This is a genomic window from Streptomyces sp. CA-142005 (genome assembly GCF_050942335.1).
Classification (GTDB): domain Bacteria; phylum Actinomycetota; class Actinomycetes; order Streptomycetales; family Streptomycetaceae; genus Streptomyces.
Map to the genome: position 1 here is coordinate 751053 of NZ_CP192078.1, position 14849 is coordinate 765901.

Annotated in this window: 10 protein-coding genes; 3 read left to right on the top strand and 7 right to left on the bottom strand. The window is 70.2% G+C overall.

Going from position 1 to position 14849, the window contains the following annotated elements:
* Positions 1-221: 221 nt before the first annotated feature.
* The 7 genes from yicI to ACQPXS_RS03900 form a co-directional block, all read right to left on the bottom strand.
* Positions 222-2561, bottom strand: a complete 2340-nt coding sequence (gene yicI / locus ACQPXS_RS03870) for an alpha-xylosidase (RefSeq protein WP_433446909.1) — start codon at positions 2559-2561, stop codon at positions 222-224.
* Positions 2562-2700: 139 nt separating this feature from the next.
* On the bottom strand, positions 2701-4110 hold the full coding sequence (locus ACQPXS_RS03875) for a GH1 family beta-glucosidase (RefSeq protein ID WP_433455696.1): 1410 nt from the start codon (positions 4108-4110) through the stop codon (positions 2701-2703).
* A gap of 18 nt (positions 4111-4128) precedes the next feature.
* A complete protein-coding gene (locus tag ACQPXS_RS03880) occupies positions 4129-4983 on the bottom strand; it encodes a carbohydrate ABC transporter permease (protein ID WP_433446911.1) in 855 nt (284 codons plus the stop codon).
* Positions 4984-4986: 3 nt separating this feature from the next.
* Entirely contained in the window at positions 4987-5946 is a 960-nt protein-coding gene (locus ACQPXS_RS03885) for a carbohydrate ABC transporter permease (protein WP_433446913.1), read from the bottom strand.
* 10 nt (positions 5947-5956) lie between these two features.
* Positions 5957-7231: an ABC transporter substrate-binding protein gene (locus ACQPXS_RS03890; protein ID WP_433446915.1), complete on the bottom strand. Its 1275-nt coding sequence runs from the start codon at positions 7229-7231 to the stop codon at positions 5957-5959.
* A gap of 94 nt (positions 7232-7325) precedes the next feature.
* A complete protein-coding gene (locus ACQPXS_RS03895) occupies positions 7326-8387 on the bottom strand; it encodes a LacI family DNA-binding transcriptional regulator (RefSeq protein ID WP_433446917.1) in 1062 nt (353 codons plus the stop codon).
* A 519-nt stretch (positions 8388-8906) separates the two neighbouring features.
* Positions 8907-10433 (bottom strand): glycoside hydrolase family 43 protein, encoded by a 1527-nt coding sequence (locus ACQPXS_RS03900; RefSeq protein WP_433446919.1) that lies wholly within the window; start codon positions 10431-10433, stop codon positions 8907-8909.
* Positions 10434-10839: 406 nt separating this feature from the next.
* Here ACQPXS_RS03900 and ACQPXS_RS03905 point away from each other — a divergent pair, with 406 nt between their 5' ends.
* The 3 genes from ACQPXS_RS03905 to ACQPXS_RS03915 all read left to right on the top strand — a co-directional run bounded on the left by ACQPXS_RS03905 (position 10840) and on the right by ACQPXS_RS03915 (position 14606).
* Positions 10840-12090: an alpha/beta hydrolase family protein gene (locus ACQPXS_RS03905; protein ID WP_433446921.1), complete on the top strand. Its 1251-nt coding sequence runs from the start codon at positions 10840-10842 to the stop codon at positions 12088-12090.
* Complete coding sequence (locus tag ACQPXS_RS03910) at positions 12056-13846, top strand: SpoIIE family protein phosphatase (protein ID WP_433446923.1); 1791 nt, start codon at positions 12056-12058, stop codon at positions 13844-13846. Before ACQPXS_RS03905 ends, ACQPXS_RS03910 begins: the two co-directional genes overlap by 35 nt.
* Before the next feature lie 301 nt (positions 13847-14147).
* Entirely contained in the window at positions 14148-14606 is a 459-nt protein-coding gene (locus ACQPXS_RS03915) for a hypothetical protein (RefSeq protein WP_433446925.1), read from the top strand.
* Positions 14607-14849: the final 243 nt, after the last annotated feature.

The window sequence follows — 14849 nt, forward strand, 5'->3', positions numbered from 1 at the left end:
AGTAACCATCCGCCTGCGCCGATTGCGCCCCTTTCTAGATATATCTGGGAAGCTTTTTGGTCGCCGAAGACATATGAAGCAGGTTCATTTGGTCCATGTACGCATGTACGTAAACATGACGACCACCGCAGTCACCCGGTGGCGCAAAGACGCCCAGGACGTGGCCCGGCGGCAGGCGCACCACGGCTCTTCTGCCCACGGGCCGACGTCGACGGAACGCCTCAGCGACTCCCGGCGAGGCGTGCCGTGACCTCCGTGGTGCCCGGCGGGACGCTGAGGAGCGTGCCGAGCTCTGTGGAGAGGGCAGACGACGGCGACCCGGCGTCGAGCCTCGCTTCCGCGCCGATCAGCAGGACCCGCCACGCCCCCGGCGCGCCCTCTGCCTCGACGCTGACCACGTCGCCCTCCCGGCGAGTACGGAACACGGCGCCCGCGGAGCCGTCCGAGGCCGGGATCTCCGTGACTGCCGTCACGCCGTCGACCGGCGTGTGGACGCGCAGCGTCACACCGTCCGCCCAGTCGTAGACGGCCGAGTGGTCACGGGTGCCGAACGCGATCACCGACCCGGGGCGGGCGAGCAACGGCAGGCTGTCGAAGCCGTACCGCTCGCGTCGCCACCCGGGACCCTGGATCGTCTCGCCCGACAGCACGTGGGTCCAGGTGCCGGCCGGCACGTAGTACTCGACGTCGCCGTCGGCCGAGAAGACGGGCGCGACGAGCAGATCGTCGCCCAGCATGTACTGCCGGTCCAGGGTGTGGCAGGCCGGGTCGTCGGGGAACTCCAGCACCATGGCGCGCATCATCGGAGTCCCGTGCTCGACGGCCTGCCGGGCCGTGCGGAACAGGTACGGCATCAGCCGGTGCTTCAGGCGCGTGAAGTCGCGCGTCACCGCCACCGCCTCCTCGTCGTAGTCCCACGGCACCCGGTACGACTTGCTGCCGTGCAGCCGGCTGTGCGACGACAGCAGCCCGAACTGCACCCACCGCTTGAAGACCTCGGGCGTCGGCGTGCCCTCGAAGCCTCCGATGTCGTGGCTCCAGAAGCCGAACCCGGACAGGCCCAGTGAGAGTCCGCCGCGCAGCGACTCGGCCATCGCACCGAAGTGGGACTCGCAGTCTCCGCCCCAGTGCACGGGGAACTGCTGGCCGCCCGCCGTCGCCGAGCGAGCGAAGAGCACTGCCTCCCCCGCTCCCCTGGCCTCGGTCAGCACGTCGAAGACCGTTTGGTTGTAGAGCTGGGTGTAGTAGTTGTGCATGCGTTCCGGGTCGGAGCCGTCGTGCCAGACCACGTCCGTCGGGATGCGCTCGCCGAAGTCGGTCTTGAAGCAGTCCACGCCCTGGGCGACCAGCGCCCGCAGCTTGTCCGCGTACCACTCCCGCGCCTGCGGGTTGGTGAAGTCGACCAGGGCCATGCCGGCCTGCCACAGATCCCACTGCCACACGTCGCCGTTGGCCCTGCGCACCAGGTAGCCGTGGTGCTTGGCCTCCGCGAACAGCGGGGACTTCTGGGCGATGTAGGGGTTGATCCAGACGGAGATGCGCAGATCGTACTCGTCCTTCAGGCGTCGCAGCATGCCGTCGGGGTCGGGGAAGACGTTCGGGTCCCAGACGAAGTCGCACCACTGGTACTCGCGCATCCAGAAGCAGTCGAAGTGGAAGACACCGAGCGGGATGTCGCGTTCGGCCATGCCGCGCACGAACCGGTTGACCGTCTCCTCGTCGTACGAGGTGGTGAACGACGTCGACAGCCACAGGCCGAACGACCAGGCGGGCGGCAGGGCGGGGCGGCCGGTCAGCGCCGTGTAGCGGGCGAGGATCTCCTTGGGCGTCGGGCCGTAGACGATGAAGTACTCCAGCGACTGGTCCTCGACGCTGAACTGCACCCGGCCGACGGCCTCGGAGCCGATCTCGTAGCTGACCTTGCCGGGGTGGTTGACGAAGACGCCGTAGCCGCGGTTGGTCAGGTGGAAGGGGACGTTCTTGTAGGCCTGCTCGCTGGCCGTGCCGCCGTCCGCCTGCCAGATGTCGACGCTCTGGCCGTTCTTCACGAACGGTGTGAAGCGTTCGCCGAGGCCGTACACCAGCTCGCCGACGCCGAGGGAGAGCTGGGCCAGTGAGTGGTGGGCGCCCTCTCCGGTGACCGCGAAGCCGGTGCCCCGGGCCTCGGCGGAGGTCAGGACCCGGCCGCCCGCGGTGAAGTCGAGCCGCCACGGAGCCGACGTGTCCACGCGCAGCGACAGGTCGCCGGCGGTCAGCTCCAGCAGTGCGCCGTCCCGGGTGACCTTGGCCGCGTGGCCGGGCTCGGCGTGCAGCGTGAAGTCCGGGCCGCGCTCGGCGGTGCCCGCGTGATGGGTGGAGCGGATGCCGATGACGCCCTCGGCCGGTGACCAGCACTCGACGGTCAGCAGCGGGCTGTTGAGGGTGTGGCCGCGGTCGGTCACCGGCCGCACGGGCGCGTAGAGGGTGAACCGGTCGTCGCTGACGTGGACGTCGGCGACCTCCGCCGCGTACGACGCGCGAACGCCGTCACGCATCAGCCAGTAGCCGTCGGTGAACTTCATCGGGTGTTCCTTGGGGAGGCTCGGCGGTCCGCGAGGACCGGGGGTGGCGAGGGCCGCTGCCGGCGCCTCGCACACGGACTGCTGGTGGGCCGGCACGGCGTGACCGGCCGGACAACGGCTGGTGTGCCGGGTGGCGGTGTCAGGGCTGCCGGTGCGCTCGGTGGGCGGCGATCAGCTGCCGGTACCAGTGGTAGCTGTCCTTGGGGATGCGCTGTTGCGTGGCGTAGTCCACGCGGACGATGCCGAAGCGCTGGTCGTAGCCGCGGGCCCACTCGAAGTTGTCCAGGAGCGACCAGACGTAGTACCCGCGGACGTCCACGCCTGCGCGCATGGCGGCCGCGAGAGCCTCCAGATGGGTGCGGAGGTACTCGATCCGGTCGGTGTCGCGGACGCGGCCCTCGGCGTCGACGGTGTCGGCCTCTGCCGAGCCGTTCTCGGTGATCAGCACCGGCGGCAGCGTGGGATAGCGCTTGGCCAGGTCGACCAGCAGGTCCGTGAAGGTGTGCGGGACGACGGGCCAGCCCATCGTGGTGTGCCGCACGTCGTCGCGCCACGTCTCCCTCACCCGGATGTCGACGGCCGTGCGCGAGGCCGGGTCCGGGTCCTCGTACGGTGCGTCGGCGACGGTGATCGGCCGGTAGTAGTTGATGCCGACGAAGTCCAGGGGCGCAGCGATGAGGGCGAGGTCGCCCTCGCGCCGGTACGGCTCGTCGGCCGACTCCAGGAGCTCGCCCCAGGTCTCGGCCTCGTGCTGCGGATAGCGCCCGGCGAACAGCGGCTCGAACCACGTGTCGTTGTGCAGCGTCTCGGCGCGCCGCACAGCGTCCAGGTCGGCCGGCGACTCGGTGGCCGGCAGCAGCCGGTCGGGGTTGAGCGTGATCCCGACCTGCCGGGCTCCCGCGGCGCGCAGCGCGCGTACGGCGAGCCCGTGGCCGACGAGCAGGTGGTGGGCCGCGGCGAGCGCGCCGCGGCCCTCGCGAGCGCCCGGAGCGTGGCCGCCGGCCGCGTAGCCGACGAAGGCGCTGCAGTACGGCTCGTTGAGGGTGATCCAGCGGTCGACCCGGTCCCCGAGCCGGTCCGCCATGATCGCCGTGTACTCGGCGAAGCGCTCGGCGGTCTCGCGCACCCGCCAGCCGCCGCGGTCCTCGAGGGCTTGGGGCAGGTCCCAGTGGTAGAGGGTGGCGGCGGGAGAGATCCCGGCGGCGAGGAGTTCGTCGACGAGCCGGTCGTAGAAGTCCACTCCCGGCGTGTTCACCGGTCCCCCACCGGCCGGCTGGACACGCGGCCAGGCGATGGAGAAGCGGTAGCTGTCCACGCCCAGCTCGCGCAGCAGGCCGACGTCCTCGCGATAGCGGTGGTAGTGGTCGCAGGCGACGTCACCGGTGGCGCCGTGGGCGACGCGGCCGGGTTCGCGGCTGAAGGTGTCCCAGATTGAGGGGCCTCTGCCGTCCTCGTCGTGGGCGCCCTCGATCTGGTAGCCGGCCGTGGCGGCCCCGAAGAGGAAGTCGTCGGGGAAGCCGGGAAGAGCGGACTCGGGCGATTCGTGCATGCTCACGGGGAAGCCGTCCTACTTGACCGATCCGCCGGTGATGCCGGCGGCGATGTACTTCTGGGCTACGACGAGCAGCACCGCGGCCGGCACTGCGGAGAGCACGGCGGTCGCCATCACCGCACCCCAGTCGCTGACGTGCGCGCCCACGAACTGGTAGATGCCGAGCGTGATCGGCTTGACGTCGTCCGTGGTGTTGAGCGTCAGGGCGAAGATGAAGTCCGACCAGGCGAAGAGGAAGGTGAACAGACCGGCCGTGATCAGCGCGTTGCGGCTCATCGGCAGCACGATCCGGACGAACGCGGTGAACCGGTTCGCGCCGTCCACCATCGCGGCCTCCACCACCTCGGTGGGTATCGACACCATGAAAGCCCGCAGCAGCACGATCGCGAACGGCAGCCCGAGCGAGGCGTCCGCGAGGACGAGTCCCAGGTAGGAGTTCACCAGACCCAGCGCCGCGTACGCGCTGTACATCGCGTTGGCGATGACGATGCCCGGCACCATCTGGGTGATCAGCGTGGTGAAGACGATGCCCTGGCCGCCGCGCAGGCCGAACTGGGCGAGCCCGTACGCGGCGGGTGCGGCCAGAGCCAGGCAGACGGCAACGGCACCGAGGGCGACACCGAGGCTGGTGAGCAGCGAACCGCCCTGGGTGCTGAGCGCCGTGTCGAAGTTCTTCAGGCTCGGCGAGGTGGGGAACCACTGCGTGGCGGCGATGCTCGACTGGGGCTGGAGCGCGGTGTTGAGCATCCAGTACACCGGGAAGAGCAGGACGGCGAGGATCAGCAGCGCGGCGGTGGTGTTCCAGGCCGAGCGCAGGCGGGTGGAGCGGGCGGGCCGGTTCGTCGGCGTGTTCGTGGGCTGTTTCGTCATCGGTCACTTCCCTTTGCCGAAGTCGGCGCGGTTGGCCCGCAGGTACAGCACGGCGAAGACCGCGCTGATGAGGATCAGGACATTGCCCACGACGGCGCCCTGGCCGAAGTCGAGCTGGAGGAAGGACAGCTGGTACGTGACCGTGCCCAGCGTCTGGGTGGAGTCCGCGGGTCCGCCGGAGGTGAGCGCCAGGATGAGGTCGAGGATCTTCACCGTCGACATGAAGCCGAGGACCAGCACGACGGTGATCACCGGCCGCAGCATCGGGAGGGTGATGCTGCGGAAGGTGCGCCATGGGCCGGAGCCGTCCAGCGAGGCCGCCTCGTACACGTCGCGCGGGATCTCCTGCAGACCGCCGTAGAGGATCACCATGTTGAACGGGATGCCGATCCAGATGTTGACCATGATCGCCGACACCAGTGCCACGCTCGGACTGCTGAGCCACGGAACACCGTCCGCGGGCACCAGGCCGACGGCGTGCAGCGCGGTGTTGAGCATGCCGTGATCCTGGTCGAGGATGCGGCGCCAGACGACTGCGGACACCACCATGGGGACGAGCCAGGGCAGCAGGAGTACGGCGCGGACGAGTCCGGACAGCCTGAAGCGCCGGGAGAAGAAGACGGCGAGGGCGAGACCGATGGTGAACTGACCGAGCAGCGAGCCGACGGTGAAGACCATCGTGTGCCACAGGGCGTCGGTGAACAGCTGGTTGGCGAAGACGGAGCGCCAGTTGTCGAGGCCGTTGAACGGGGCCTCTCCGGTGAAGTACGTCTTCGGTGTGTAGTGCTGGAAGCTCATCACGATGTTGTGGACGAGCGGATAACCGAAGAACAGCCCCATGTAGGTGAGTGCCGGGGCGACGAAGAGCCAGCGCAGCAGACGGCGGCGTCCGGGTGTCCGGCGCGTGGCCGCGCCCGTGGTGCCGGTGGCGGTCGCGGGCGCGATCGAGGTGACTGTGGTCATGGCCGGTTCCTCACTTCCCTGCCGTGGCCTGCTGCTGGGCCCGGTGCAGGGCCTTTTCCGGGCTGGTACGGCCGGTCAGCACGGACTGGAAGGCACCGGCCAGCGCGTCGCCGACGACGGGCCATCTGGTACCGACCTCGGCGGTGCGGGAGCGCGCCGTGGTGACCAGTTGTGCGAAGGGGGCGAGTTTCGGGTTCTGGGTCGCGTACGCCTGTGCGGCCGCGGCGCGCGTGGGCACGTTGTTCACGGACTCGCCCCACTGGAGCTGGTTCTGCTCGGAGTTGAGACAGTCGAGGAGCTTGCCGGCCCTCTTCTCCCGGGCCCGGTCGTCGTTTTTCGGTACGGTCATGACGGTCCCGCCGATGGGCGGTACGGCGGCCTTGCCCGCTTCGGGCACGGGGATGCTCGCGACCGCCCAGTCCACCTTCTTCTGGGCGCTCAGGACCGGAACCTGCCAAGGACCGTTGATCATCATGGCCGCTCGGCCCGCCACGAACTGATCGTTGACGTCCTGCTGGTTCCAGTTGACGACCGACTTCGACGCGGAGCCGTCCGCGACGAGGTCCTTCCAGAGCTGGAGCGCGGGCTCGCCCTTGCCGTTGTCGAGCTTCGCCTCGTCGCCGCCGGCGGACCAGAAGAAGGGCAGGAACTGGTACACGCCGTCCGCGTTGGGGCTCGCGCTGAAGGCCATGCCGTAGGTGTCGCCCTTGGTCAGCTTCTTCGCGGCCTCGACCAGCTCGGCCCAGGTCCGGGGCGGGGTGATGCCCGCGGCCTGGAGAAGCTTGGTGTTGTAGATCAGTGCGAGTGAATTGACGGAACGGGCGATGCCGTACTGAACACCGTCGTACGAGCCGAGGGAGGTGGCGCTCGCGGAGAAGCCGGAGGTGTCGACGCCGGCCGCTTTCAGGGGGCGCAGTCCGCCGGTCTCGGCGAACTGCGGCAGCTCCGACCCGTCGAGCTCCAGGATGTCGGTCAGTGAGTGGGACGAGGCCATCCGCAGCGCCTTCGACGCGACCTGGTCGGCGGGCACGCTGATCTGCTCGACCTTCACGCCCAGCGGCTTGCCGCATCGGTCGAAAAACCGCTGGTTGGCGGCGTGTTCGGCGGTGTCGGTCGCCGAGTTGAGCACGGTGACGGTGCCCGGGTCGGGCTGTGCTGCGCAGCCGGTCAGGCCCAGCGCGGCCGTGGCGCACGCGAGAATCGCCGCCAGCGCGGGAACATGCACGCCTGCTGGTTTCGTGGCTCGTGCGGTTCTTTCTCCGACGCGTCCTGCTATGGACGGCATGGTCGTGTCTCCCTTACATGTGCGGCTCTGGACATGCGGTGATCTGACGCAGGCTGGGTGGCCGGTACCGCCCTGTACGGTCGGGCCGGTCTGCTCAGTCGCTCGGCGGGGTGATGGCCGGACCGGCCATGCGCGGCTGTATCGGGTGGTGTGGCGCTTCGAGCGACGCGTTCGGGTCGTGCGCCTTGGTGCGGAGCGCGGTAGCGGAGGACCGCGCTGGGCCGCAGCCACGTTCGGCCGCCTCGATGGCGAGCCGGGCCACGGCCGCGGACATCTCGGCAACCGGCAGGTCGATCCGCGGCAGATGCCGGATGCCCAGCTCGTCCGGGAGGCTGCCGACGAGGACGACGCACAGGTCCTCGGGAATCCGCCGCCCGGCCGAGGCCACCGCGTCCAGCAGGTACGGGAGCAGGATCAGGTGCTGGACCACCAGCGCGGTCGGCGCGGGATCCGTGGTCAGCGCCTCTCGCAGCCGTCGCGCGAGCACATCCGGGTCGCGGTGGGAGGAGACCAGGCGCACCTCCGCGCCGGTTTCGCGGGCCGCGCGCCGGGCGCCGTCGAGGCCCTGCAGTGCGTAACCGCGGCGCGCGGCGATCTCGTGTTCGGCCGAGGACAGGAAGACGATGCCCCGGTGGCCGGCCGCCGCGGTCTCCCGCAGGGCGAGGGCGACCGCCGCCTCCCAGTCGAGATCCGTCCAGGGCAGCCCGGCATGGCCGTCATGGCCGAGGAGCGCCGCGGGGAAGCCCAGCTCGTGCAGGACCTCGATACGGGGATCGCGCTCCTCGACCGCCATCAGCACCGCCGCGTCAGCGAGTCCGCTGCGAGCCACCCGGCGCAGTCCGCCGACGCCGTCCTCGTCGGTGATGAGGAGTACGTCGTAGTCGTGGCCGCGGGCGGCGTCGGTGACGTCGACGGCGAATCTGCCGTCGATCGCGCGGTACTCGCCGGGCACGCGCGGCACGGCCAGCGCGAGCACCCGGGTACGGGCACTGCGCAGGGTGCGGGCGCTGGCGCGCGGGTGGTAGCCGAGCTCCTCGATGGCGGCCTGAACCGCCCGCCGGGTGTCCTCGGAGATCTTGCGGGAGCCGCTCAGCACATAGGAGACGGTGCTCGGCGCCACACCCGCCCGTTCGGCGACATCCTTGATCGTGGCCATCCTCGCCCCTGTCCGCCCGTGTCATCTCTGCCGGATCCCGTCATCGAATCGATTCGACGATCGACAACAAGGACGCCGGTCGAATCGTTTCGATGAATGGCGTGACTGTAGACAGGGGACGCATGCGATGGCAATACCTCACCAGGAACGTCACATTCGCTGGCAATTTCCCGGATGATGCCGGTCAGGGCTCAGTTGCCGGCATCCCTTCTCGAACACCCCCTTGTTGCGTCTCAAGGAGCGCGATGCCGGCGAGCGGCTACACCTACCTGTGCATGTTCGACGTGTTGAAGGAGGGCCTGCCTCGGCGATTCGAGGCAGAGGGCGTTCCTTCTCGCATCGCGGACCGCAGCCGCCCGACCGCCCAAGTCAGGCTCTCCCCCACCCTCGTAGCCCGCCGAACCACGGCGCCCCCGCCCGCGTAGGCCACACACACGCTTCGATGGCGGGCGGGCTCCGCCGCGGCGCGCGGCCGGCGCGTCGCAGCGGTTGCCGAAGGTGCAGGGGCGTGCTCGCGGCTCAGGACGCGACGGGTCCTGTGAGGGGCGTGTAGTCGAACCAGTCGAAGTGGACGGCTCCAGAGGCGGCGTACAGGCCCACCACCCGGCCGGTGAAGCCGCCGGCCACCTCGGTGGACAGGTAGCGGCCGTCGAGCGAGGCCAGTTGTGTGGCCGTGCCGTCTGTCGCCTCGACGCCGAAGACCAGGGAGTCGGGGCCGGTGCGCGCATCATGCGGCTGCGGGGCCTCACCGGTGTGCACGGTGAGGACCACCGGACCTGCGGGCAGGGGCAGTTCTGCGGCGACCGTTCGCAGCGATCCGATCCGGGCGATCACCCGGGCCGTGCCCTCGGGCGTGGCCTCGATGGCGTAGTGGTGGCGTTCGTCCAGGCGGACGGCGAGGCCTCCGCTGCCTTCGGTGGTGTCCACCAGCGTCCGCGCGCGGAAGGCGAGGTGCTGCTGGCGGCGGCCCAGGAAGACGACGTCGGGTTCGTCCAGTGATCCGCCGCGGGCACGCAGGGTCAGCCAGCCCGGGCGTTCCTTGGTGGTGCAGTGCTCGGTCGGACGGTCGCGCAGCGAGATCCAGCAGGGCCGCAGTTCGTTGGACTCGAAGTCGTCGCGCTCGGCCGGTACCGGGACGGGGGCCAGTGGCCAGGGCAGCTCGGGCAGTTCCGGGCTCACCTCGCCGACGACGGGCCAGCCGTCGACCCAGGAGACCGGGGCGAGGAAGGTCTCCCGGCCCAGGATGTGCCAGCCGGGGGTGCCGCCCTGCGGGCGCACGCCCAGCAGCACCATCCACCAGGAACCGTCGGCGGCCTGGACGAGATCCGCATGGCCGGTGTTCTGGATGGGTCGCGTGGTGCTGCGGTGGGTCAGAATCGGGTTGGACGGGCACGGTTCGAACGGGCCGTTGGGAGAGGATCCGCGCGCGATGGAGACGCCGTGGCCACGTTCCGTACCACCTTCGGCGATCATCAGATACCAGTACTCGCCGATGTGGTACAGGTGCGGGGCCTCCGGCGCGGCAGCACCCGGCGTGCCCGACCAGACCGGCTGCGGCTCGCCGAATGTCTCGCCGGTGCGGGGGTCGATGCGGATCTGCGCCACCCCGGCGAAGGTGCACCAGCAGTTGCCCTCTTCGTCCCACGCGAGGTCGGGGTCGATGCCGGGTACGCCGGGGAGGCGGATCGGGTCGGACCAGGGGCCGGCCGGGTCGGTGGCCGTGACCAGCAGGTTGCCCTCGCCGGGAGTGACGTTGGTGACGATCAGCCAGAAGCGGCCGGCGTGGTGGCGCAGGGTGGGGGCGTACAAGCCGCCCGAGGAGCGGCTGTCCGGGGGCAGACGCAGCTGGCTCGGCCGGTCGAGGGCGTTGCCGATCTGCGTCCAGTGCACCAGATCCCTGCTGTGGAACAGGGGGATGCCCGGGAAGTACTCGAAGCTGGAGCAGGCGAGGTAATAATCCTCGCCGACGCGGCAGATGCTGGGGTCCGGATGGAAGCCGGGGATCACCGGGTTGGAAGGGGGCGTCGGAGTGGGCTGGTCGGACACCTGGTCAGGTCCCCATTCTGTGAGCAGCGGATCCGGCCCAGCATGAGCCCGGCCGGACTGTGTGTGTTCTGGCCCTCGAGGGCGGTGGTGCCTCGGACACGGGCGCCCGCGCCCTGGCCGGCAAACGGTCCCACATCATCGCGATGGTGGTCCCCTTGCGCACCGATGTCTACCTTTGATCTTGGCCAGTGCTCCGGCGCTTACGCCGGGGTGAAGGCCGTCTCGTAGGACCGACGGACAAGCCGACCAGACGGCGTACCTCCGCATGCCTGGCACTCACCAAGACGCCAGAGTGGGACAGACCAGGCCTGTTGGAAGGGAGCATCCGCCCGTGGGGATACCGAGCTCGCTCCGCTTCACGAGAACAGGCACGGGCACAGGGCGGCGCCGGTCAAGGCGCCCCCGATTGCGGACCACAGCGGTCATAGTCGCGCTCGCCGCGGCGGTGGCGGGCTCTCCCGCCTCCCGCCCGTCGGATCGCACCCGGGCTCCCCGCGTGGCGGAGGACCGGCACCTGGCATCCGCTGTGATCACCGTCAACCACGCCTACCAAGTACCGCATCCGTTGCCGACCGCAGAACCGGGCACGCTGATCGCGGCGACAGACCATGGCCCTGATGCGCGGCTGGGGAGCGGGCGGCGCTGGACGGTGCTGTACCACTCCACCAACGCACGCGGCGCCAACGTTGCCGTAAGCGGCACCGTGCTGCTGCCGCCGGGCCGCGCTCCCCGGGGAGGGTGGCCGGTGGTGTCCTGGGCGCATGGAACGACCGGCGTGGCCGACGCCTGCGCCCCCTCGCAGTCGGCGAACCTGGGCTCGGAGGCCTTCGCACAGGAACTGCGCGCGCTCCTGCGCGCCGGGTACGCGGTCGCTGCCTCGGACTACCCCGGACTGGGCACCCCGGGCCCGCACACCTATCTGGTCGGCGCGGACGAGGGCAACGCCGTGGCCGACATCGTCACCGCGGCTCGCCGGCTGATACCCGGCCTGGCGCCGGTGTGGTTCGCCGTCGGGCACTCACAAGGGGGACAGGCCGCGCTGTTCGCCACCCACACCACACGCCGGACGGGCGCCCAGCGGCTCGGCGCGGCGGTGGCCGTCGCCCCGGCCAGCCATCTGGAGGCCATGCTCGCGGGGGTGAAGGCCTCCCATGTGCCCAGCGAGCTGTCCTTCGCGTTCTACTCGCTCGTCGGCCTGGCCGCCACCGAGCCCGGTGGGCCCGCGACGGATCTGCGTTCGCTGTTGGGGCCCTCGGCAGCCGCCACGGCCTCCCGGGTCATCGCCGACTGCGTGACGCACAGCCATCCCGTGCTCAAGGGGGTGAACACCGAGCGCATGCTGCCGCTGAAAGGGGATCAGCTGCTCCGCATGAGTGAGCGGATGGGCGCCTACGGCGATCCGGACCGCTCGGCCATCACCGTCCCCACACTGGTCATCCAGGGTGACGCCGACGAGGATGTGCCGCCTGCCTGGACCGACGAGGTCGTGGCCCGCCTGCGGCGGCTGGGCTCCCCCTCGCTGGTCTATCGCGTCTACCCCGGTGCGGGTCACGATCAGGTCCTGGGCCAGTCCGTCTGCGATCTCCTGTCCTTCCTCCACGCCCACGGCGGGACCCGCCCAGGTGCCTGCACCCCGCCGTCGAGCAGCCACGGTTGAACCGGTTGGGCAGGCAGCCGAGCCCCGTTTCGGTCAACGCGCGCTGCTGGAGCAGATCGCACGTGACGCCCCGCTGGACGACATCCTCCGAGGCATGGCCACGGCGATCGAGGAACTCTCCCCGGACATGCTCGTCTCGGTACTGCTCGTCGATCCCGAGGGACGGCGCCTGCTGCACGGCACCGGCCCGCGCCTGCCCGACTTCTACAACGAGGCGGTCGACGGGGCGCCCATCGGCGAGGGCGTCGGCTCGTGCGGCACGACCGCCTTCCGGCGCGAACCGGTGATCGTCACGGACATCGCCACCGATCCCCTGTGGAAGGACTACCGTGACGTGGCACTCAGGGCCGGTGTCGCCGCGTGCTGGTCCACACCCATCCTGGACGCGGACGGTCGACTGCTGGGCACGTTCGCGATGTACCACCGCACCCCCAAGGCTCCCCAGGACAAGGACATGGCGCTCAGCGCCTCCTTCACCCGCATCGCCGCGCTGGCCATCGAACGCCATGCCGCGGTGGAGGCACGCCACGCCGCCCAGGAACGCGAGAAGGCCGCCCGGGAAGATCTGGCCTTCCTGTTGGAGGCCAGCACCGCCATCACGGGCGAGACGCACTATTCGGACAGCCTCCAGCGCATGGCCCGGCTGACCGTGCCGACCCTTGCGCCGTTGTGTGCCGTCCACGTGTCCGAGCGCGGCCAGTCCCAGCGCATCGCCGTCGCGGCGTCGACCCGGGAAGGGGAGAATCTCCTCTGCTCCCCTGCGCTGTGCCACGGGGTGGACGCCGCGGTCGCCCGGGTGCTTGCCTCCGGCGCCACCGAGTCCGCCCGTGCGAGCGGCCTGCGCGCCCAGCTCGGTGTCAGGGACTACGTGTGCGTGCCGCTGACCACCCGGGGACGCACCTTCGGAGCGCTGACCCTCCTGGCCACCGACCTGCCGCTGGACGAACGCAAGGTCGCCCTGGCCGAGGAGCTCGCCCGCCGGGCCGCTTCCAGTGCCGACAACGCCCATCAGTTCACTGACCGCGTCCGACTTTCCCACGATCTTCAGGCGGGGCTGCTGCCTCCCGAGATACCGAGGATTCCCGGCGCCACCCTGGCGGCTTCGTACCACCCGGCCGGAGAGGGCCTCGAGGTCGGCGGGGACTTCTACGACGTCTTCCCGCTGCCCGCCGACCGCTGGGCCTTCATGATCGGTGACGTCTCCGGACGCGGCGCTCTGGCAGCCACCACCACCGGCATGGTCCGCCACACCGCACGCGCCGCCGCCCGCCTCCTCGACGAACCGGCGGCCGTCGTCACCGCCATCAACGACGCGTTGACCGGGCACACCACACATGACGACCAGTTCGTTTCACTCGTCTACGGCGAACTGCGGCACAGCCTGTCCCACCTCACACTCAACCTGATCCGGGCAGGCCACGTACCGCCGCTCGTGCGCCGCGCCGACGGCACGGTCGTTGAACTCACCGAACCGGGTTTGCTGTTGGGCATCGGTCCCGATCCCGGCTTCTGCCCGTGCCGCATCGATCTGTACTCCGGCGACAGCCTCGTCCTGGTCACCGACGGCATCACCGAGGCCCGTTCCGCCGACGGTGAGTTCTTCGGCGAGGGGCGCTTGGCCGACGCGCTCGCCGCCGTCCGGACCACGACACCCACAGCCACTGCCGTCGTCGAGTCCATCACCACCGCGGTCACCGCGTTCGCAGGCGATGCCACCCTCGACGACCAGGCCGCACTGGTGATCACCGCCGGCTGATGGCCACGAGGGCGCGGTCCCGCTCGCCCCAATGACCCGGCTACACCATGGCCCGGTGCGGGCACTCCCGCAAGGGCAGAGCGCGCCGACAGGTCGTCTCCCGTGCGGGCCGACTCGGCCCGTCGTCCTCGTCCGGAAGGTTCTCCCCCCAGCGGTCGAACCGCGATCGATTCCCGGTCGGCCGTGAGCGATTGCGGTCTTGGTAACGCCAACTTAACGTCCGAGGAGTCGGGTTCTTCCGATAACGCCGATATCAACTCGTATGTCGGCTTCCCCCGTCATGCCTTCGAACGGAGCATTCATGTCGGTAATGACCGGTACTCCGCCCCTGCAGCAGTTCGGCCAGCAGATTGGCGGCCCGCAGCAGCAGATCGCGCAGGTGGTCCAGCAGGCGATCCAGCAGGCCTGTCAGCAGGCAAGCCAGCAGATCGCGCAGCGGATGCAGCAGACGCTGCAGCAGATCCAGCAGGTCCAGCAGCAGCTTCAGCAGCAGGGCCTGGCCCACCAGGCGCACCCCTACCTGGCCGTCGCGCTGCACCACACGCTGCAGCAGGGCGTGCGCAGCGCGGTGGAGCAGTCCGTGCAGCAGGCGCTGCCGACCGCGATCCTGACGCTGGTGCAGCAGAGCCAGCAGGGCCAGCAGGGCCAGCAGCCGTGGGGTGGCGGGTTCGGCCAGCAGCAGTTCGGCCAGCAGTTCCCGCAGTACCAGCAGGCCAGCTTCGGCTACGGCCAGATGGGTCAGCCCTTCGGTATGGGCTGATCTGAGGCGGCAGCGCGATGCGGTGTGCCCCGGAGTCGTTCCCGGGCACACCGCATCACCGTGGAAGCGCAGGCCGCCCGTTGCCCACAGGAGCACACACAGGACGTAGGCGTGGTGAAGGTGGAGGCGATGGTCAAGGAAAGGCCCGGGAACAACCGGGAGAGCGGATCCGAAGGCGGCGCGCAGCCCAATGGGTCGGTGCCCGAGGGCAAAGCAGCGGGGCCACGCAAGGAAGGTGCTCGC